This window comes from Pseudoalteromonas sp. KJ63-1, assembly GCF_055808145.1.
In genome coordinates this window covers 1,887,858-1,908,335 of the sequence record NZ_CM147855.1, presented here as the reverse complement: position 1 = coordinate 1,908,335, position 20,478 = coordinate 1,887,858, and the positions used below count along the sequence as shown (strand labels likewise).

Genomic DNA, 20,478 nt, shown 5'->3' with positions numbered 1-20,478 from the left:
TAAATATGGTTTAATTCACATTCGATAAAATAATAACAGATTTGTAGGTGTATGACACAAGTGCGTGATGGTTTTCAAAGTCGACTTGGTTTTGTATTGGCAGCAGCCGGTGCTGCGGTAGGTTTAGGCAATATATGGGGTTTTCCTACACAGGCTGCTAATCATGGTGGCGGCGCATTTTTATTGGTGTACTTTATTGTTATTTTTTTGCTAGCGCTTCCCGCGTTATACACCGAGCTGTATTTAGGCTACAAAGCCCAAGCTAATCCGGTTAAAGCGCTAGGCCAAGCATGGCAGGACCATGCGCCTAAAGTTGGCGCTGCTGCAGGTTATATAGGCTTAGCAGGCGCAATAGTCATGTTAAGTTTTTATTCAATAGTGGCAGGTTGGATGCTTTCTTACGCCATAGAGCCTATAACCACCTTTTTAGGTATGCAGAGCTTGAGTGAGTTTTTACATAGCGACTCTATGCTACGTAATTTTATATTTACGCCGCTGATGCTTATTTTAACCGCCAGTATTATTTTAAAAGGGGTTAAATCAGGAATTGAAACCTGGTCGCGCCGTTTAATGCCATTATTACTTGTTTTACTAGTTGGCCTAATTGCTTACATTGCTACCTTAGAGGGTGCCAGCGAAGGATTTGCGGCCTATTTAGTGCCTGACTTTAGTAAAATACTCGACCCCGATTTAATTATTGCCGCAATGGGGCAAGCGTTTTTCTCATTATCACTGGGTGTAGGCTGTATGATGATTTATGGCTCTTATTTAAAGCCCGGCGCTAACTTACCAAAATTGACTGCAAGTGTTGCCTTACTCGACACCAGCGTGGCATTTTTAGCTGGGCTATTAATTATACCGGCTATATATGTAGCACAGTTCAATGGCGTTGAAGTATTTAGCAACGGCAAATTAATTGGTGAAGGGCAACTTATTTTTGCCATATTACCTGAGTTATTTGGCACTATGGGTGAAATTGGTTTATTGGTTGGCTTACTATTTTTTGTGTTGATGTCGATTGCCTCAGTTACATCAACCATTTCATCGACTGAAATTCCGGTGGCTTTCTTAGTAGAAAACCACAGTGTTGATAGAACCAAAGCTACATGGGCCGTTAGCGCCATTGTATTTGTTTGTGCCAGTACTATTATTGTTAATTTTGATTGGCTATTTGGTTTGGTTATTATGGTATTTACCCAATACCAACTACCGCTGATGGGACTATTTTACTTTGTTACAGTAGGCTGGTTATGGCAGCGTGGTAATAAGCTTCATCAAGCAAGTTCTGGTGCACATTATTGGTTTGCTCAGTACATTCGATTTGTCTGCCCAGTGCTAATGACCTTAGTATTTGCAAACGTTGCGTTTGGCTAGAACGCAATAATAACTAATCTGTTATTGATAACAAAAAAAGCGAACACTATATTTTGTTCGCTTTTTTGCTTTTTGTTTAGCCGCGCTATAGCACTTCGTTTGTTAAGCTATTTCCTTGAGTAACCTCAAATGCATTTTGTAAGGTGATATTGGCAATTTCTGTAAGCGCTTCTTGAGTAAAAAAGCCTTGATGGCCGGTGATCAATACATTTTTAAAGCTCACCAAGCGAGAGAAAATATCGTCTTGGTTTATATCGTCACTGTGGTTTTTAAAAAACAGCTCTGATTCTTGCTCGTACACATCAAGCCCTAAATAACCTAGTTTTTGTGATTTAAGTGCCTTAATACACGCTTTACTATTAACCAATGCACCGCGCGAGGTGTTTATTAGCATAACTCCTGTTTTCATCGCTGCAAATGCGTCATCGTCTATTAAATGATGGGTGTGCTCGTTTAACGGGCAATGCAAAGAAATGATATCGCTTTGTGTAAGCAGGGTGTTTAAATCAGTAATTGTGTAATTACCAGCTTGTGCATTAGGATCGCATACTAAAATGTGAGCGCCAAAACCGGTTAATATATTACACAATGCTTGGCCAATTTTACCGCAGCCAATAATACCCACCGTTTTATTATGCAAGTTAAAGCCAAGTAAGCCGTTCAAGTCAAAATTGTCTTCACGTACGCGGTTATAAGCTTTATGGGTTTTACGGCTAAGTGTAAGCATAAGTGCAATACAATGCTCTGCGACTGCCTCAGGGCTGTAAGCCGGAACGCGCAGAACACGCATACCATGCTGTTTAGCAGCGGCTAAATCTACATTATTAAAACCCGCACAACGCAGCAAAATGGTGTTAACCCCAAATTTAGCCAGTTGCTCAATAACCGCTTTATCTACCGAATCGTTAACAAATACGCATACAGCATCAAATTCTTTAGCTAAAACCGCAGTGTGCATCGATAAACTTTGCTCAAAATAGGTAATAGCGATGTTAGAAAAGCCAGTTAAGCTTTGTTCGAAAAAAGGGCGCTCGTATTTTTGAGCACTAAAAAAAGCAATTTTCATTTATTACTATCCTACTAACTTAGTCGGCTAGGTGAAAACCAAGCCTAGTTACATCTACCATAAACCATTTTTATTATAGATGCCTAACCAAAACGAGTGTTTGCTGTTTTTATAATCGGTGTTGACCCTAAACTACTTCTAATTACACTATGAAGTGACTCCGGTTTAGTACGCGGCGCATAGCGCGCAATTAGTTGTCCTTGCGCATTAATTAAAAATTTAGTGAAGTTCCACTTTATTGCACGGTTTTGTGCAATTCCACGCGTATGTGATTTTAAATAACTAAACAAGGGGTGCGTATCGGGGCCATTCACCATGACCTTGTCAAATACTTCAAAATTAATTGCAAAGTGCTTTTGATAGTAATCTTTTATTGCTATCCCCTCTAATGGTTCGTTTTTATCAAACTGATTGCATGGAAAGGCTAAAATAGTAAACCCATCGTTTTTGTATTGTTGGTATAGCTTTTCAAGCGCACATAATTGCGCCGAAAAATGACATTTGCTTGCTGTATTTACGATAAGAACCGTTTTTCCTTTTAACTGGCTCAAAGGAAAATCACTATTATTACAAAGTTGTGCGTTAAATTGATAAATGCTATCCATAGGTTACCTACCTAATTTCCTTATGCGGGAAATTTTAAAAGACTTTCATTCGCTTTTTTAGCGGCCGATTGACATAATCGAGCTTATGTTTCTAAGTTATCAGTTAAATAGGTCATTTTTATGTCAGTTAAAATTGCATTTATAGGTTTAGGCGTAATGGGTTACCCAATGGCGGGGCATTTAGCAAAAGCAGGGCACAGCGTATGTGTTTATAACCGCACGGTAGCTAAAGCACAAAAATGGGTCGAAGATTTTAACGGCAGCTTTGCACCTACCCCGCGTGAAGCCGCAAATGGTGCCGACATGGTATTTATGTGTGTAGGTAATGACGACGATTTACGTTCAGTAGTATACGGTAATGACGGTGTGCTAGCGGGCATGCACGAAAACACAACTTTAATCGACCACACAACTACCTCAGCAGAAGTGGCACGTGAAGTAGCTGCAAAAGCGGCTTTACAGCATATCGACTTTATTGATGCGCCAGTATCGGGCGGCCAAGCTGGTGCCGAAAATGGGGTATTAACCGTGATGGCCGGTGGCAACGAAGCGGTATTTGCTAAAGCACAACCTATCATGGCGGCATTTAGCCGTTTTAGTCAGCTTTTAGGCGAAGCGGGCTCAGGGCAATTATGTAAAATGGTTAATCAAATTTGTATTGCTGGTGTGGTGCAAGGGTTAGCTGAGGGCTTACATTTTGCTAATCAAGCAGGCCTTGATGGCGAAAAAGTAATAGAAACCATTTCTAAAGGCGCAGCCGGTTCGTGGCAAATGGAAAACCGCTACAAAACAATGTGGGCAGGCGAGTACGAATTTGGGTTTGCCGTAGATTGGATGCGTAAAGACTTAGGTATTGCCCTAGATGAAGCTAAAAATAACGGTGCAACTCTGCCAATGACCGCAACGGTTGATCAATATTACGCTGATGTACAAGCCTTAGGTGGCGGCAGATATGATACTTCAAGCTTATTAGCGCGCATAGAAGCACTGCATAAAAAGTAATGTAATTGGTAAAAGTAAATTATTCATAAAGATGATAAGAAACGCTGCGCTTTTAGAGGAAGTGCTAAACATAAAAAATGAATGTTGGTTTTATGTTTTCTCATGCACTTCTTTTGTTGAGATAGTTTTTTTGGTTTTTTACCTAGTAACAAAAAACGCGACACTTTTTTGCTAAAGGGTCGCGTTTTTATGTATTATATAAACTACAGCAAATTACATACTTTGCGCGTAGTTATATAAAGCTTTTAAAATTGTAAGATTTTTTTCGCTGTCATCATGTTCATGCGCTAGGTTTTCAAGGGTGATCATAAAATCTTGTGCGCTGATTGATGGCTGATCTTCGCCATGCATTAACTTGCTTTGGCAATATTGGCGCCATTGATCAAGCTCTTGCTGGTTGAGCGTTTGCGGCCAATTTCGGGCGCGGTACCTAAACAGTAAAGTATTAAATTTAGGATCTTCAAATTCAAGTTTTAAGCTTGCTAAGTCTTCAGGTTTTGCATCACGAATAATCGCAAATTTTGCTTTATCAGCATGGCTAGTAAAGCCATCATAAAGTAAATAATCCACATTTGTGGTCGCGCTGTAATCGCCTTGCTCATTAAATACTTCAGTGACTTTATCACGTAGCTCGGTATTGGCTTTTAAAATGGCTAAATTAGCCAAGCATTGTTCACGGTCAATACCCAAGCGAGCAGCGTTTTCAGGCAGTAGTGTTTTAGCTGGCGCTAAAATAGGGCACTTGTTTAAATGCACCAATTTTAAACCTACCGGTAAATCACCTTCCGCTAAATCTATACGTTTGGTGTATAAGCGTTTACGTAATTCTTCCACATTTAAATCAAGTAATACCTGTGGGTTTTGGGTTAAATCAAAACAAATAACCGCGTTTTTATTTACCGGGTGAAAACTCATAGGTGCTACCCAAGTGGTACAACCTTGTGTTGCTGGAATACGAGACGAGGTGTGCACTAATGGGGTCATATTAAACACATCAACCATTTCAGCGAGTGCTTTTTTACCGCGAAGACTAAAAAAGAATTGGTACAGTTTAGGCTGCTTCTCTTTAATTAGCTTTGCCAGTGCAATGGTGGCGGTTACATCACTTAATGCGTCGTGCGCAGCGGCATGTTCAATACCATTAGCGACGGTTAAATGCTCAAGCTTAAAGCTAGGGCTGCCATCTTCTTTTAATGGCCACTCAATGCCTTCAGGGCGCAGTGCATAGCAGGCACGTACTAGATCTATAATATCCCAACGGCTGTTATTGTTTTTATATTCACGTTCGTACGGGTCGTAAAAGTTACGATAAAAGCTATATCGGCTTACTTCATCATCAAAGCGAATACTGTTATAACCAGCTACACAGGTATTGGGTACGCTAAATTCTGCATGAATTTTAGCTATAAACTCAGCCTCAACTAAGCCTTTTTGCATCGCCACTTGTGGAGTAATACCGGTAATTAAACACGCTTCAGGATGCGGTAAATAATCCGCTTGCGGCTTACAGTACTCAATAAGCGGCTCGCCAATTATATTTAAATCAAGATCGGTGCGAACACCGGCAAACTGACTCGGCTTATCTTTTTGTGGGCTTGCCCCCAGGTCTCGTAGTCGTGCCAGTAGATTGTTGCTTGGTTTTCGTAGTATGTTGGTTCGCTCATTCTCTCTCTTGGCCCTTTATTTATGCGGGTTTTACTTTCTTTTATGTTTGTTGTTATATTTTTGAGTGCGTTGTAATATCTGCATTGTGTGTATAAAATAGTGTATAAAATTTTCGCTAAGTGTGTATAAAATATTAAATGGCAATCAGTGACACTAAATTAAGAAAGCTGCTAGGTAAAAATCAAACACCCTGCGTATTATCGCATAGAGATAGTTTAAGTGTAAGGGTGTCAGCTAAAGGCGTAATCACATGGCAATATCGTTGTCGTGTAGGTGGTAAACAAGTGATAATATCGCTTGGCCGTTATCCAGGGCTCAGCATAAAAGAAGCGCAAGACTACATACCTCATTTTCAAAACTGGATAAGCCAAGACAAAGACCCACGCCTCGAACTTAAACTCATGCGAAACAATGCCAAAGGTTTACCTACAATGGCAGATGTTGCAGCAAAGTGGTTAGCTAAAAAAGTACCTGATCTAAAAGAAAAAACACAAACGCTATACAAAAACCAAGTTGGCAAATGGATTGTGCCAATCCTAGATGATAAAAATATGCCAATTGATTTAATGACCATTAAAGATTGGATAACCTACTTTGATGACGTAAAAAAATTAGGCAGTGCTAAAACAGCCGGTACTATATTGGTACGTATCAAGTCGATTATTGGCTGGGCTGAAAAGCGTGGTGAAGTAAAACCATTTAACCCCGTACTAACTCTAAATATAAATGATGTAGGAGAGCAAGCATCAGTAGGGCAGCGAGTGATGCGCTTTGATGAAATTGCAAAGTTATGGATTCAAATCGAAAGCTCAAAAGCTACGCCAGCAACCAAAGCATGTTTGCAGTTAATTTATATAACAGGCGCAAGGCAATCAGAGGTTCGTTTAGCCAAGTGGGAACATTTTGACTTTGATAATAACATTTGGACGGTACCGCCAGAAAACTCCAAAACAAATAAAGCAATCCGCCGGCCAATATCAATCAAGGTAAAAAACATCTTAGATACTCTTGCTATGGTCTATGGCCGTAACGGTTATTTAATACCTGGCAGTAACCCGCATAAACCAATGACTACCCATAGCATTAATCGTTATTGCTGTCGAATGTGGGATCACTTGTTTGAAAAATACAAAATGCCCAAGTTTCTACCGCACGATGCACGCCGTTCTTTATCTACATTACTGAGTGAAAACGGTGTAGCGCCGCATGTGACCGAAAAAATGTTAGGCCACACAATGCGTGGAGTAATGGCTGTATATAACAAACATGATTGGATAAAAGAACAGTCAGAAGGGTACGAGCTATATTGTGGATTAATAGATGAAGCAATAAAAACAGAGTTGCAAAAGAAATAATACAACAGAATACGCAAATGTATGGATGCATACATAATTATTGACATAACCGTCAATAGCTTTATTATATTACAGTGCATGCAAAATTATGCACACAGCAAAAAAGGTTATCAAAACGGCATTAAGGAGCTTGTTATGGCTACCACGTCATTTGAAAAAAACTTTGTAGTAACAGACCAAAACGCAATCCAAGCGTTTAAAGAAAACTGCAAAAAAGCCCATAAAGTTACAACTAATAACCGTAACCATGAGGCAGATAGGGTAAAAGGAATTGCGTTATTAAGACAACGATTGTCCAGCTCTCAGAGCTAATAAAGGAGTTTGATGCACCCCAACTACATCAACTCCTTTCTAGTTTTTGTAGTACAAAAAACACAGATGTTGAAGCATTCCTAAATGATCAGAATAAAGCTATTCGCCTCGAAAATGCGTCTAAATCACGCACCTATTTAATATTGGATGATGGTAGCGGCCAAATACTTGCCTATTTTTCATTGTCTATCAAAGAAGTCTCACTGAATCAAAATAACGAAACTAAAATAAGTAAAGGTCTGCGGAAAAAGCTTGACGGAATTTGTAAAAATAGTGAACGTGTAAATGCTTACCTTATAGGTCAGATAGGTAAAAATGATTCAGTAGCAGATAATCAAATAAACTTACCGTATATTCTCGAAGAAGCCTACACAATTATAGATAAAGCAAACCAACTTGTGGGTGGCAGGGTAATAATATTAGAGTGTGAAAAAGCTGAAAAGCTAGTAGCATTATATCAAAATAATGGATTTAATATCCTTATTGATAATCCTGCAGAGCGACTTATCACAATGTATATTTGTGTTAGGTAGAATGAATAACCCGGAAGATAAGCTCATGAAAACCACATCGCAATTTTTAGGTTTATTAGATGAAGATATAAGAGTGGGAAATGTTAAAAAAATACCCGATTCAGTACTCAATAGAATAAACGCTATTAAGCAAAAGGCACATTTAGCTAGAACTAAAAAAACAAAACTGTGAGCCCGTTTAGTACGGGCTTTTTTATGCTTATTTTCCTATGTGCAATAATCTATGTAGTATAAGTCCTAGGCTAAAAAGAGCTACTCCTATGAAAATATTTTTCTCTATAATACTTGTAGCGTTAATAATTTATTCCCACATTTATGATTTTCAGCAGAGGATACTGTATATAAGTGTCGATTCGTTTAATTTGTTGCCCGGTTCTGATAAGTCTGTCGTTGTCTCGTTTGGTAAAAATGACAACGACTTTCATGCGTTTGCTATAAAAAAGAAAGATATAAAGCAGGGTGTTGAGCTTGTATCAAACTCAAAAAATAACCCTAACTTTTCTGTATTTGGTGACGTAGAGGGTGAAGCGCTTGTTCGGTCAAAACAGGTAGAAACATTCGCTAAAGTTAAAGTTTTGAGTGTGGATAAGCAAAACCAAAGGGCGGTGTTTTTAGTTGAAGCTAATTTATTAAACATAAATACCAATGAGCTTAATAAATTAGATAGAACAAAAGTGATTGTGAAAGGGGAGCCTTTTCTAAAGCTAATGTATCCTTTTGATTAATTTAAAGCCCGGAAGGTGCGGGCTATAATTTTAATCTCTTAAGAAGTGCTTTCTTTCAAAATACTCATTCATTTTTCTATTTTTACCGAACGCAGACTTTACGAGCTTGTTGTTCTCATCAAATTTTATAAACCTTTCAATGTTATCAATTGTAAAGTCAATTTTAGGATTATTAACCCTGAACCTATTTTGCACTTCAAGGTAGCAAATATCTAAGTGTTCTAAAACTTCAAATTCAATTACAAGTTTTCTAAATTCCCCATCGTCCGTACCTACACGCAAACAATTAAGTATAAGTAAAGAAAGTTCTTGGTTTGTTAATTGCGACCTTAAAATATTGCTGTAGTTCTTTTTGTATTGATAACTAAACTGAGTATCGTTAATCAGTTTTAGCATTTGGTATAAGTGAATAAAGTAAGTTGATAGTAAATGACCATGGATTGGATAAATATGCGAAAAAGTCGATAAACTTTGTGCTACCTCTACTTTCTCATTTTTTAGTGCATCTTCCGGTGGGCTATTGATAATTTTGATTAATACGTTTACAGCCTCAGCGCCTTCATGATTTTTTGTTTTATTATAATTTATATTATGGCTATATAGATCAGCAATTGTTTGGATAATTTCAGATTTTGAAAGCTTGATTCTATTGAGGTTCTTACTATGTAATTCCAACATATTAAAAAACGTAGTCTCAAAGCTTTGCACCGCCAATAAGCTTGCTTGTTCCTCTAAAGCTTTTGATGAATTAGTGAGTTCGTTACGGGTAAGTTCTAACTCTCTATTACTCACTTGAAGCGCTCTTTCATTTTGTTCTATTGCTTTGATGCCTTGTTCTATGGCCTTTTCACTTTGCTCTAGCGCTTGTTTATTTTGCATTAAAGTATGGGCAATTAAAATTAGGCTGAATAGGGCGAACATAGGGTTTAGTACACCACCAAAAAAGTCGCCAACCGCACCCCAATTACCAATGTTAGATGCGAACCCGAATCCAAAATGAGAGATAAATATACTAATAGCTGTCAATGCAGCGATAGACGCGGCTATACAAATGCCTATTGTGAGTTTTTTCATATTGTTTTACTCAGCTGAATTATATCAAAAATTTTATGCAGTATAGCATTAGCTGTATAAATACCCAGCTTGTTGAAAACTGAACGATAACTTAACCTATTCAATCGCAACGTTATGGAAAATAAAAGGAATAACATGGTTAATATAATAGGTTGGGCTTTGGGTGTACTATCTGTTTTTTCAGTAGGTATGTATTTTGAAAAAGGTGAGTTTTTAGCCGGATTTATTTGTGTATTTGCAGTAGGTCTTACAATACCGCCTATGCTAAACAAAATTAATAACACTAACAAACAAAAAGCAGAAGAAAAAGGTAAGCAATATAATGATATAACCCAAAAGTCTGGGAATATAGCGGGTATTATTATATTTATAGTTGCTGCAATAATTGGTGGTGACGCGAGTAGTACATCAGTTGAAGTTACCAAAACAATAACCTACAAAGTAGTTGGTGAGCGAGATTTCAGTTTTAACGGTCGTAAACGTGTAGGTGTTTATGTGTTTGCACCAGATGCAACAACAAAAGAAGAGCGTGCGGCAGTGGTAAAGCAAGCCGCGCTAGATTTGCAAAGTAAAACCAATGCCGATTTTGCCGATGCGATTTTGGAAGTGGCAGATTTTGCTTATGGTACTGGTAATGTGCTTGCAATGGCTGATTACGCCCCAGATGGATGTGGAACGAGTGGTAAAGATTGTAATGGCAATAAGTGGAGTATACTTGCTAGTGATGCTCAAGTGCCTGCGTTGCAAATAAAAGTACTAAGACAATGGGAAGCACTAAAAAGCACATACCAAGGTAGTAAAGGCTATCTAGATTTAGAGGACGAAGCCAAGTTAAGTAATGCAATAGCTAAAAAGCTCAATATCAAGGTTGAAGATGTAAGGTTACCCATGGTTGCTGGCTCAGCTAAAAGCATTACGGGTGAGTTGAATGGCTCAATAAAAGTTACGAAATCCAATTAAATTACAAACAATATAAAGCCCGCATTTAGCGGGCTTCTTGTAATTATAATCTATTCCGTAATCCAACCCTGTTCAATTGCATTTAACTTAGCCTTATCAGTTACAGAGTAAACTTGGACGATACTACCCATTACGTTACGAAATGTGCTCTGAATAAATCCATTTTCCTTCAGATCAGATATGTATATTTCAGAAAAGATTTTTGAGCAACCAAGCATACGAGCAAGATCTTCAAAGTACAAATAATCAGTTCCTTGATTATAAATTTTAATCATCTCTTTAAGCAGTTCCATTTTTTTGTCTGATACACTTTCTGCAGGTTTCTCAACTACTGATTCAAATGGATTATTACCAACAGGTGGTTCTTTAAATAAAGGAGCTTGATGAATCTCACGTAAAAGGTTGTCAAATTGTAATTCATATTCATCTTCGCGAGAAAAATTGATATGCGCACGAGTTTGTACAAATGTAGGTGTATTATGAGTGCCGTTTTGACGAATCAGAGGAATGACTTTATTGCTATCAATATTAGTCATATATTCAGCAGTCATAATCATTTTCTCATATCCAACCCCGCCCAAACCGCTGTTAGCTTTACTGACGTAATTGTCAGTACATACCATAATAATACGGTCAGACTCAGCGACACTTGTTTCCATAAAGCCGCCCAGGTCATCACCAAGGCCTACGCGAAATTGATCTAAGATTGCATCAACACCAGCATTACGCAAACGTTGAGCTAACTCTAGAACCCATTTTTTATGGGCTTGTGTGTCATGGGAATATGAAATAAATACTTTAGGTACATTAACACTCATGAAACTTCCTTATAACTGTTGTTGTGAATTAGATTTTTAGTTTTGAATATTATTAATGAGTTCTTACTCGTTTTATTTAAAGCGACTTACCCGTAAAAATAACTTTTCCAACCAATGTGCAATTGCCATTAATTGGGATTAATTGCTCTGGCCAGTTGGGGTTGACGGCTTTTAGGAATTTGTGGCCACCTTCGATTATTAGTTGTTTAAACGTGGCTTGGTTGTCGTCGTCTAGGCGGGCTACTACGTAGGAACCGTGGATGCACTCGGCTTCAGGGTCTACAAAAATTAAATCACCTTCATCAAACTTTGGCTCCATGCTAATGCCTTGCACTTTTAATACAAACGTAAGATCACTGCAATTAACAGGGCACATAAAACGTTCTGCATCATAAGCTTTAATTTCTGTTATTTCAGACCATGCACCTGCTTGCACCCAGCTAATTAGTGGGGCGGTGGCTTTAATAGTTGGCCCTGGTGATACGTTGCTGTTGATGTTTTTGTTGTCAGCGATACCAAACTGTAAAAACTCAGGCGTGCATTCTAATGCTCGAGCTAAAGCCTCAATATTACGTGGGTTTTTAGTATCACCACGCTCTATTTTTTGAATAGAAGTTTGTGCAGTTCCAACTAAATCCGCAAGTTGGTATTGAGTTAATCCTAGCACTTTACGACGTTCCTTTACTCTTTTTGCAATATCCATATTAATCCTTTTAATTAATTTAATAACTATAAGTAATCTGTTAGGAAGATTATCACAACTTTAAGTTATCTCAGTCAAATTACTTATAGGGGTTTTATTGATTACCTAAAGTAATAAAATGAATTGACAATAACTTTTAGGGATCTTAAGATTACTTAAAGTAATCTTAATCGAGGTTTTTATGTCATCTATTGAAAAAGCAGTAGGCCTAATTGGTGGGCAAACAAAGTTAGCTCGACTTTTAGGTACTCAACAAACCGCTGTTTGGAATTGGGTAAATAGACACGGCCAAGCCCCAGCGAAATACATCCCCCGTATTTCTGAACTAACCAACGGTGAAGTATCGGTAAACGATTTACTGGCCGATCACCAAAAAGCAAACAAGGAAGATGCAGCATGAGCACTGAACAACAAATCATCTTATTAGATATTCACCCAGAGGCAAAAGCGGTGTTGTTTGCGTTACTGCAAGAAAACAACCAGCTACGCGCTGAGCTTGAAGAACAAAAAGACCGCCTAGTAAATACCCGTGAAGCCATGGAAGTAATGGGCTGTGCTCACGCTAAGTTTTGGAAACTCAATAAGCTAGATGGCTTTCCAAAGCCAGTTCAGTTTGGCAAGAGTAATTATTACCGCATAAACGAGCTAATAGCGTTTAGAACAAAGCACCAACAGCAAGTAAATAACTAGGAGCAAACCATGGCAAATGCATTAGTTAAACAAACCAATAACGCACAACCTGCGCCATTAAAAGCAGTAGAAGGGCGCCACATACCAAAAGGCTTAGCTGAAATAAAAGCATTAATGAGCGATAGAACGCGCACACCAGGTTATGTGTTTAATGCCGTTTTAACTGCTAAGCAACGCAAAATAGTGTGTATTGCTGCAGGGCTTAAACAGCGACATATAGAAATGAGCTTTTATCAGTTTAATTTTCAAGAGCGTGAAGCAGTGCGCAAAGGCATTTTAGCACTGCAAGACATTGTTGCTGCTTTTACTGAAGCCAACGTGCTTGGTCGCGAAAATTTTGAAAGAACCCCGCCTAAGTTTGATGTTGTTCCGCACTTAGTTGAACAGTTAAAAACTGATTCACAAGCACACTAAGGAGCGGCCATGACTCCCGACCAGTTAATCAATCAAGACAGTGGCAATGTTGAGTTTTACACGCCTGATAAGGTTTTACAGTATGTGCACCAGATGTTTCCGGTTATTGATTTAGATCCTGCAAGTAATGCCATTGCCAATAAGTCAGTAAAAGCGGCGCATTACTTCACTAAAGAAGATGATGCATTAACACAAAATTGGATAGGCGAAACAGTTTGGTTAAATCACCCATTTAATAAAGGCGAGCTGGCATGCAAACCAAAGTGCGTTAAAAAAATATGTAACGACCCGAGCTACCATAAGTATCGCGGCCACTGCATAACCGAAGACATAGCCAGCAACGGTGATTGGGTTGACTACTACTTAGAGCAATTTGCGCTAGGTCACTTTAAAGAAGCAATGAACATCACCTTTGTTAATAGCTCAGAATCATGGTGCCAAAAGTTATTAAACGCAGGTTTAAGCTGCTTTATTGATGGACGCACACATTTTAACGACCCACAAGGCAATGTAAAAAAAGGCGCACCAAAAGGCTGCTTCATTACCTACCTTGGCGATAGAACCGACGAGTTCCGCAAAATATTCTCAGCGCTTGGCGTTGTGAAATAACAACCAACAACCCCCAAAGGAATACTAAAAATGACCACTATCAAAGACCAAGATCTATCTAAAAAACAGTTAATACTGAATATTGTTGAACACGCTATTGAGCAAGCCAATTTTACTATCCGTCTTTTAAACAAACGTAGCACCGTACACATGCTAATACAGTGCGAAGACACGCTAACCGACTTGCTACCAATCGTAAAACTGATTGCTGATGATGATGTTAATTTTGAACGAGCATACAGCCTAATGAGCATTGCATTAAATGCCGTACAAACTGGTGACGAGCCAATGGAAATAGAGCTGTAGCGACGTGGCTAATCCAATCCCGCTCGACCTTGACGCCCTTAACCTATCAAGCATAGCTAAGGGCTTAATTTCGTCTATTACTGATATTGACGACTTTAATTACCTTGCTAGCAACTTGGAAAAGGTGCCTGTGTCGCTGCAAAGTCGCATGGCCCGTAAATACATTGATCGTTACACCGAAAAAAAGCGGGGAGCCAGTTCCGCGCTAATACATGGATGCGCCGTACCATTGCGCGGTTAAAACCCCGTTTTGGTGTACTACTCAGTATTACTCACAATATGCCATTGCCATGGCATATTCTAAGTAGTGTTGAAAAAACTAAAAAGCATGCAGGCACCCTTGCATTAGAGTGCCTTGAAAAAGCACTTGATGTAAGTGAACAAAACCAGCATTTACCGTATGAAAAAATAGTACGCCTTACCTACGAAGGGGTTGCAGGGTATGCCAAACAATTTGGCGTCAACGTGCCATTTTACGACATGCGCGAAGACGACTTGCCGCAAGCCTGTTTTGAAATTGCTTTACTTAAACTGCAATGCGATAAATGGTGGGCTCGACAATTAAAAACTCTACGTAAACAGTTTTTAGAATTACTAGAAATTGCCACCGGCCAAGTGGGTAAAGACCTTTACTACGACAAAAAAAGCCAGAAACCTAAACGCCGTGGTATTAGCCCGTATTCATCAAAACAAGCTCAACGAGAATTTAGCTTTGCCCAAGCCAGTGGTCGCCAGTTCCTTGAAATGATGGAACTACAAAGCAGCGACGGCGATGTAATTAACTTAATTGAAGCCGTAAAAAGCGGCATGGCAAACCCCGCAAACCGCCGTAATGAGTTAATGCTACGAATACGTGAAACTGAAGAGCTAGCCGATGAAATGGGCTATGTTGCTATGTTTTACACCATTACATGCCCTGCGCGTTTTCATGCCAATGCAAGTACGTGGGACGGTTCAACCCCTAAAGATGCACAAAACTATTTAACTACCACATGGGCACGTGCGCGTTCAAAGTTAAACCGCCGTGAACTTAAGTACTTTGGTGTGCGAGTAGTTGAACCACATGCCGACGGATGCCCGCACTGGCACATGATGCTATTCATGCCAAAAAACAAACTTCAAGAAATCAACGCTATTTTGCGTTGGTACTTTATTCAAGAAGACAAAAACGAGCTTTACGATCGTTATGGCCCCGAGCTTACCCGCGCCAAAGTATTTAATAAATTTGTAGATATAAACACCCATGGTACGCACATTAAAACAGTAGAAGCCTGCGTTAAATACCATGCAGGCACTGAGAAAACCAAGTTATTTAAAATCTATAAACAAAAGCGCAGCGAATGGGGCTTTGCTAAAAAGAAAGCCAACGAAGTAGCCATACAACGCAATAAAGAAGAGGCCGAAAAAGCCAAGGTTGAAAAAAGAGAACCTAAAAAGTTTAAGGCGAAAAACCATAAAGCGCCGACCAAATTTTACCGTACTTTTAGCCCACGCTTTGACGCTGTCAAACTTGATAAAAGCAAGGGCAGTGCAGCAGCATACATTGCTAAATACATCAGTAAAAATATTGATGGCTACATGCTGACCGATCATGTTGACGCCGACACAGGCGAAAACCTGCAAGAGCAAGCTAACCCCGTTTTAGCCTGGGCAAGTACATGGAATATTCGCCAGTTTCAATTTCAAGGTTCGCCAAGCGTTACGGTTTGGCGAGAGCTTCGCCGTATGCCAAAAGGCAAACCAATTAAAGACGAAATTATAGAGCCTATTCGTTACGCGGCAGATAACGCCAACTGGAAAGACTACGTAAAACTACAGGGCGGTATGTGTATTGGCCGAGCCGCTAACTTTAAATCAATGTACGAAGATACCCCCATGGGCAACGACTACGCCGAAGTAGTGCGCCGCATTAAAGGTGTTGTAACCAACATTGATTACAAAGCCATGCTTACACGTTTGTTTAACAACGTACATAACGTAACGGATGCAACCAGCTTAAAAACCCGCCTTATCGAATGGACAAGACAACTCAAAGGTACAGCAGAAAAACTCGCAGCTAAGGCTAGCACCAACGTCGGCGCAGCCGACCTATCTTGGTCTAGTGGTAATAACTGTACGCCTATAGCCGTGGGCTCTAGCGCCGAGTTAATACTTGATATGGTGGGGTGTGACAAAAAAGATATTGAAGAGGTTAAAAAGGATCTAAATAGCGGTAAGAGGATCGCTGTAAATGGGCAAACTTACGTAGTGCAAGATGGTGTTCTACAGATTTGGGATGATAAAGCGCAAATTAAAGAGCTGCGACGCCAGTCTATTGAATCAATGGCGCATAACGAAGCCCAAAACGATGCAATCTTATCTAGTGATAGCGCACCAACTCAATGCAATAATATGTTCTACTCATTTACAGAGACGCAGATTTCATCGCTTGAAAATGGCGATACAGTGATCAGTAACGGCCGAGTATATTTCACAAGAGGGTTAGACCTTTATAGTTTTGAAAAATTGGATTTAGAACAGCCAAAAGCAGCTATTAAAATACAAGTAACAGAAAAACACTACCAGGCCGCACGCGAACAATACGATTTAGCAAGTCAGTTCGCCTCGGTTGATGGCCGTTCTTTACCAAATTCAACAAAATTTAAAAAAGGTCATGCTGACGTAATTGGTGATCTTGATTTAGCTAGATTAGTATTGAGCGGTGAAGCAACAGCAATTAGCGACAACGACTGGTATGCAATGGATTTAATGGCATAGGAGATAATATGGATTACAACAATATATTAAAAATAAAACAGGCACGCTCAAACCAGTTAGTTAACTCAGTATTAGAGCTTCATGCAAACGGTCATAAACAAGCAAAATTGTGTATAAATTGTAAGTTTGCCTTTCCTAAAGTAATGGAGAGGTGCTCATATTGCTTTTATCCAAAAGCAGAAACCATAAAGCTTGATGATGAATATATAGAAAAATTAGCAAATAGATATTGGCAGCTACGGTATGCAGAGTTATCGCTACAAGCTCTAGAAAAAGTAGATTTTAAGTTAGGAGCAAACGGAAGAGGTGATCTATGAACCTAATAGTTAAGCGCTCTAATTGGACATATCAATCAGTTGTGATAATCAAACAAGGTAGCGCATCAGCGACAACGATTGGTGGACACCAGGCTTAATGGCGTAAATGAATAAAAGCTAGTTAAAGTTCAAATGGACTTTGGGTTAAAGAAACTATTTGTTCTCTTGGTATTATTATAGTCTTACCGTTTTCATTATTGATTTTTTTATATAAGAAAACGTATTGCCCACTCGCTGATATCATTATTATATCTTTAGAATTTTTTGATATTAGTGATTCATCTTTTAATTTCAATTTTACATAAAAAGGGTGTTGTTGTTTGATATCATCTGCGTGTTTATCAGCCTGGCGTTCTATATAGAGCTTTAAACTAATTAAAATAAGAAGAGGTATAAAAAAATTAAAAAGCATCGTGAAGCAAAGTGTTTTTTTCATTGCAAGAGCCTTTTGAAGGCACCCAATGAGTATTAAGCCTATTAACGCCAAAAAGTATATATAAGGGATCCATGGTTTTTTAAAAGCAGAAAGTAAAAAATCAGTAGAGTTAGAAAACATTATAATACTGATATAGAAGTGTCTTAATAAGGTGTACTCATATACAAAACCTAAAATAGGGAATAGTGCTGCAATAACAACTGTAACAATAATGAAATGTTCAGAGATAATTTCAAAGTAGTGTTTACTTAAAGGTATTTTACCCATCTGCAAGAATCCTTCTTAATTTTAAGTAAATGTTAACATTAGTAGATGCAGATATCGACTAAATTTCAACCAACTCTAATTGTTGTTCTCGAGGCAGATTTTTAATCAGAGCTGCGGCCAGTTCTTGCGTGCTTTTAACTGGGGGGTTTAAGAAGTGATCAAACGACTGGGTAATACGGAACGTCGCCCCGCACTCTTTAGTGTTAGTACACGAGCAATATAAATTAACTACATGGGCGCTTTGCTTTTCGCGTGATGTAATAGTTGCTTTAGCTTCGCAATTTGGACAAGTAACCCGCGCCATAATATTCACCAATCATTAATAAAATACACTGTCATTATATACAGTGGTTTGTTGCGTGACAAATAACCATTTAACTATTAGCTGAGAATCAAAAAGCTAAAAAATTCACTCCTCCTCGCCTTCCGCCTTCGTGCAAAAAATGCGTCAAATTGACAACCCCAGTGACATAGTGTTTTTAGCTAGACCTTATTGCTAAAGGATCTGAAAAGAAGTTAAAAAGGATCATAATGTCAAAAGTGTGACAAGCTTTGACAAAAAGTGACAGCAAAAAGATCAAATAGGTGGTGATTTACTTAATATTGAAATATTATAAATTTATTATCAGTTAAGTGATAAATAAATTATGAAATATTTATACAAAGGCTCACAAACCCAAGAGCGATTAGATGTACTTTTATCGTTTAGTAAAAGTACCAGCGAAGATATAAAAGCGGCTCTCAGTGATTACTTGGTTCGTGGCATTAGCAAAACCAATGCAGCAACACTTAACTTTGTACCAGCACCAAATTTAACACATATGAGCCTTAACTCTGTCAATAGGCATTAGTGTTCTTTTTGACCGTTTTTATAAATTGACGGTCAATTCTAAACCAATAAACAAATTCGTTTACTTCGTCTGTCGATACGGCTGTTAAGCAAGTAGCTTACGGCAAACACATATAGAGGCTCTCTTATTGCGATCTCATCGCAGCCAGGTTTTTCCCATATCCTTTTGGGGTTGCTGGGGCACTAGACATTCATCGGTTAACCTCATCATGGCACTATTCAAGGCGGCTGGTTTCATCATTATGATCCAGTTAGTTTCAGGCTCAAGTCAGGTGTAAGCGACTTTGTTTATTGTATTAATGCACGCGTACTGAGCGTCTAATCAAGACAAGTGGCTTAGGTCTGTAGGCATATAATCAGGTTAAACCTTGTTGGTTATTAACTCACCCAATTGATTGATGCTCAGCCTTATATCCAGTTAGATGTTCAGCTCACTCAGTACCGTGACTAACTCTTTAAGAATTTTGCTTCATCGAATACCGTCTCTTTTTTAAGCATATAATAAACACAGCGACCAAGCTTATGCGCAAGCGCTGACAGTGCTTTGGCTTTGCTCATTCGTTTTTGTAGTTTTTCGAGGTATTTGTTGGCGTTATGATTGTGACGCAGCAGTAATACAGCGGCTTCGGAGAACGCCCATTTTAGATGTGCATTGCCAATTTTGTTACCTTGGGTGCCATAGGTTTTGCCGGCAGACTCTGCTTTACATTTGACTAACCGACTATATGAAGCGAACTTTTGTACGCTTGAAAAACGATTGATGTCACCAATTTCATAAATAATGGTAAGTGCGAGAATGCGGCCTATACCACTAATTGTTTGCAAGATATTAAGGTGGACAGGGTTGTGTTGCTTGGCCATTTGTTCAATATAATGCTCTAAAGGCTTAAGCTCATTGTGATAGCAATCGAGTATGGCCATATTTAAATTAATAGATCGTTGCACAACGGGGTCAGGGAAGTAATAGCGCATCTTTTCTCTGTCGCAGACGTTCTTTAAATTCACGTTGTGGGCAGGTAAATTGTACTGGCTGGCGGTATTGGCGACATGGGCTTTTAAATCAGCGCCGTGGCGAACAATTTTAGTTCTTCGGCGTAATAAGTCGCGCGTAGCACGCATATCTTTGTCATACACATAAGCAAGTGGGAAGTTTCCCCCTCGGATGAGTTTGGCAATTTTATATGAATCTATTTTATCGTTTTTGGCTTTACCGCCATGAATCGCCTTCATATATAACGCATGACCGAGAATAAAGTCGATAGTGTGTTCTTTACAAAAGTCAGCGACCCAATACCAGCAATGCATGCATTCTACGCCAACCACAATGTCACCGGTATACGGTTTAAGTAGTTTTAGTAGTGCTTCTGGGTCATCTTTAATTTTCTTGTGAACAAGGATAAGTCCTGTATTATCAATGATACAGACGTAAAGTAATCGCGCGTGTAAATCGATTCCACAATAATATGGATGCATGTTATTGTAAAAGTTCATTGAGCTTTCTCCTGTAAGGTTGGTTGCCTTTTCAGCGTAGCGAATAATCGCGATGCTGGGGAGGAGGCTCAATGAGTATCAAGGGCACTTAAGCGACTGGAAGTTGTGGCAGAAAAAGCTGAGAAACTAAAAGAGATAGATTGGTCTAG

25 protein-coding genes and 1 pseudogene are annotated in these 20,478 nt (G+C 38.9%); 17 read left to right on the top strand and 9 right to left on the bottom strand.

Annotation, left to right across the window (positions count from 1 at the left end):
- The first annotated feature begins 51 nt into the window (after positions 1-51).
- A complete protein-coding gene (locus AC0L7Q_RS09055; protein WP_413402326.1) occupies positions 52-1,374 on the top strand; it encodes a sodium-dependent transporter in 1,323 nt (440 codons plus the stop codon).
- A gap of 85 nt (positions 1,375-1,459) precedes the next feature.
- On the opposite strand, the gene AC0L7Q_RS09050 is transcribed toward AC0L7Q_RS09055, so the two are convergent.
- Together AC0L7Q_RS09050 and AC0L7Q_RS09045 are read right to left on the bottom strand one after the other, a co-directional pair.
- On the bottom strand, positions 1,460-2,440 hold the full coding sequence (locus AC0L7Q_RS09050; protein ID WP_413402324.1) for a 2-hydroxyacid dehydrogenase: 981 nt from the start codon (positions 2,438-2,440) through the stop codon (positions 1,460-1,462).
- 83 nt (positions 2,441-2,523) lie between these two features.
- Positions 2,524-3,045, bottom strand: coding sequence for a glutathione peroxidase (locus tag AC0L7Q_RS09045; protein ID WP_413402322.1), 522 nt, complete (start codon positions 3,043-3,045; stop codon positions 2,524-2,526).
- Between the two features lie 120 nt (positions 3,046-3,165).
- Between AC0L7Q_RS09045 and AC0L7Q_RS09040 the strand changes: the two genes are divergently transcribed.
- Positions 3,166-4,047: an NAD(P)-dependent oxidoreductase gene (locus tag AC0L7Q_RS09040; protein ID WP_413402320.1), complete on the top strand. Its 882-nt coding sequence runs from the start codon at positions 3,166-3,168 to the stop codon at positions 4,045-4,047.
- A gap of 213 nt (positions 4,048-4,260) precedes the next feature.
- Here AC0L7Q_RS09040 and sbcB read toward each other — a convergent pair.
- Positions 4,261-5,711: pseudogene (gene sbcB, locus AC0L7Q_RS09035) on the bottom strand (exodeoxyribonuclease I).
- Between the two features lie 138 nt (positions 5,712-5,849).
- Between sbcB and AC0L7Q_RS09030 the strand changes: the two are divergent.
- The 5 genes from AC0L7Q_RS09030 (at position 5,850) to AC0L7Q_RS09010 (ending at position 8,637) form a co-directional block, all read left to right on the top strand.
- Complete coding sequence (locus tag AC0L7Q_RS09030; protein ID WP_409423306.1) at positions 5,850-7,067, top strand: tyrosine-type recombinase/integrase; 1,218 nt, start codon at positions 5,850-5,852, stop codon at positions 7,065-7,067.
- Positions 7,068-7,088: 21 nt separating this feature from the next.
- A complete protein-coding gene (locus AC0L7Q_RS09025; protein WP_413402317.1) occupies positions 7,089-7,379 on the top strand; it encodes a hypothetical protein in 291 nt (96 codons plus the stop codon).
- Positions 7,380-7,522: 143 nt separating this feature from the next.
- Positions 7,523-7,912, top strand: a complete 390-nt coding sequence (locus tag AC0L7Q_RS09020) for an acetyltransferase (RefSeq protein WP_409423304.1) — start codon at positions 7,523-7,525, stop codon at positions 7,910-7,912.
- Between the two features lie 25 nt (positions 7,913-7,937).
- A complete protein-coding gene (locus AC0L7Q_RS09015) occupies positions 7,938-8,084 on the top strand; it encodes a hypothetical protein (RefSeq protein WP_409423303.1) in 147 nt (48 codons plus the stop codon).
- Between the two features lie 88 nt (positions 8,085-8,172).
- A complete protein-coding gene (locus tag AC0L7Q_RS09010) occupies positions 8,173-8,637 on the top strand; it encodes a hypothetical protein (protein ID WP_409423302.1) in 465 nt (154 codons plus the stop codon).
- Between the two features lie 30 nt (positions 8,638-8,667).
- Here the strand turns inward: AC0L7Q_RS09010 and AC0L7Q_RS09005 are convergent, their stop codons facing one another.
- Positions 8,668-9,711 carry a putative phage abortive infection protein gene (locus AC0L7Q_RS09005; RefSeq protein WP_409423301.1) on the bottom strand — a complete coding sequence of 348 codons (1,044 nt, stop codon included), beginning with the start codon at positions 9,709-9,711 and terminating at the stop codon, positions 8,668-8,670.
- Between the two features lie 135 nt (positions 9,712-9,846).
- On the opposite strand from AC0L7Q_RS09005, the gene AC0L7Q_RS09000 reads away from it, so the two are divergent.
- Positions 9,847-10,671, top strand: coding sequence for a DUF4875 domain-containing protein (locus AC0L7Q_RS09000; RefSeq protein WP_409423300.1), 825 nt, complete (start codon positions 9,847-9,849; stop codon positions 10,669-10,671).
- A gap of 50 nt (positions 10,672-10,721) precedes the next feature.
- Here AC0L7Q_RS09000 and AC0L7Q_RS08995 read toward each other — a convergent pair whose 3' ends face one another.
- Entirely contained in the window at positions 10,722-11,489 is a 768-nt protein-coding gene (locus tag AC0L7Q_RS08995) for a toll/interleukin-1 receptor domain-containing protein (RefSeq protein WP_409423299.1), read from the bottom strand.
- A 76-nt stretch (positions 11,490-11,565) separates the two neighbouring features.
- Positions 11,566-12,192, bottom strand: coding sequence for a LexA family protein (locus AC0L7Q_RS08990; protein ID WP_409423298.1), 627 nt, complete (start codon positions 12,190-12,192; stop codon positions 11,566-11,568).
- 181 nt (positions 12,193-12,373) lie between these two features.
- On the opposite strand from AC0L7Q_RS08990, the gene AC0L7Q_RS08985 reads away from it, so the two are divergent.
- The 8 genes from AC0L7Q_RS08985 to AC0L7Q_RS08950 are packed head-to-tail and all read left to right on the top strand — an operon-like array spanning position 12,374 to position 17,285.
- Positions 12,374-12,592 carry a YdaS family helix-turn-helix protein gene (locus AC0L7Q_RS08985; protein ID WP_409423297.1) on the top strand — a complete coding sequence of 73 codons (219 nt, stop codon included), beginning with the start codon at positions 12,374-12,376 and terminating at the stop codon, positions 12,590-12,592.
- Positions 12,589-12,882 carry a helix-turn-helix transcriptional regulator gene (locus tag AC0L7Q_RS08980; RefSeq protein WP_409423296.1) on the top strand — a complete coding sequence of 98 codons (294 nt, stop codon included), beginning with the start codon at positions 12,589-12,591 and terminating at the stop codon, positions 12,880-12,882. The genes AC0L7Q_RS08985 and AC0L7Q_RS08980 overlap by 4 nt, the downstream gene beginning before the upstream one ends.
- 9 nt (positions 12,883-12,891) lie before the next feature.
- Positions 12,892-13,296: a hypothetical protein gene (locus AC0L7Q_RS08975; protein WP_409423295.1), complete on the top strand. Its 405-nt coding sequence runs from the start codon at positions 12,892-12,894 to the stop codon at positions 13,294-13,296.
- Between the two features lie 9 nt (positions 13,297-13,305).
- Positions 13,306-13,905, top strand: coding sequence for a DNA N-6-adenine-methyltransferase (locus AC0L7Q_RS08970; protein WP_409423294.1), 600 nt, complete (start codon positions 13,306-13,308; stop codon positions 13,903-13,905).
- Positions 13,906-13,935: 30 nt separating this feature from the next.
- Entirely contained in the window at positions 13,936-14,211 is a 276-nt protein-coding gene (locus AC0L7Q_RS08965; RefSeq protein WP_409423293.1) for a hypothetical protein, read from the top strand.
- A gap of 4 nt (positions 14,212-14,215) precedes the next feature.
- Positions 14,216-14,452 (top strand): hypothetical protein, encoded by a 237-nt coding sequence (locus tag AC0L7Q_RS08960; protein WP_409423292.1) that lies wholly within the window; start codon positions 14,216-14,218, stop codon positions 14,450-14,452.
- Positions 14,428-16,968 (top strand): replication endonuclease, encoded by a 2,541-nt coding sequence (locus AC0L7Q_RS08955; RefSeq protein ID WP_409423291.1) that lies wholly within the window; start codon positions 14,428-14,430, stop codon positions 16,966-16,968. The genes AC0L7Q_RS08960 and AC0L7Q_RS08955 overlap by 25 nt, the downstream gene beginning before the upstream one ends.
- Positions 16,969-16,976: 8 nt before the next feature.
- Complete coding sequence (locus AC0L7Q_RS08950; RefSeq protein ID WP_409423290.1) at positions 16,977-17,285, top strand: hypothetical protein; 309 nt, start codon at positions 16,977-16,979, stop codon at positions 17,283-17,285.
- Between the two features lie 121 nt (positions 17,286-17,406).
- Here AC0L7Q_RS08950 and AC0L7Q_RS08945 read toward each other — a convergent pair whose 3' ends face one another.
- A complete protein-coding gene (locus tag AC0L7Q_RS08945; RefSeq protein ID WP_409423289.1) occupies positions 17,407-17,988 on the bottom strand; it encodes a hypothetical protein in 582 nt (193 codons plus the stop codon).
- Between the two features lie 58 nt (positions 17,989-18,046).
- The gene (locus tag AC0L7Q_RS08940; RefSeq protein WP_409423288.1) at positions 18,047-18,292 is read right to left on the bottom strand and encodes an ogr/Delta-like zinc finger family protein; all 246 of its coding nucleotides are present in this window, start codon (positions 18,290-18,292) and stop codon (positions 18,047-18,049) included.
- A 343-nt stretch (positions 18,293-18,635) separates the two neighbouring features.
- Between AC0L7Q_RS08940 and AC0L7Q_RS08935 the strand changes: the two genes are divergently transcribed.
- Positions 18,636-18,839 (top strand): hypothetical protein, encoded by a 204-nt coding sequence (locus AC0L7Q_RS08935; RefSeq protein WP_409423287.1) that lies wholly within the window; start codon positions 18,636-18,638, stop codon positions 18,837-18,839.
- Between the two features lie 446 nt (positions 18,840-19,285).
- On the opposite strand, the gene AC0L7Q_RS08930 is transcribed toward AC0L7Q_RS08935, so the two are convergent.
- A complete protein-coding gene (locus tag AC0L7Q_RS08930) occupies positions 19,286-20,329 on the bottom strand; it encodes an IS110 family RNA-guided transposase (RefSeq protein WP_409423286.1) in 1,044 nt (347 codons plus the stop codon).
- Positions 20,330-20,478: the final 149 nt, after the last annotated feature.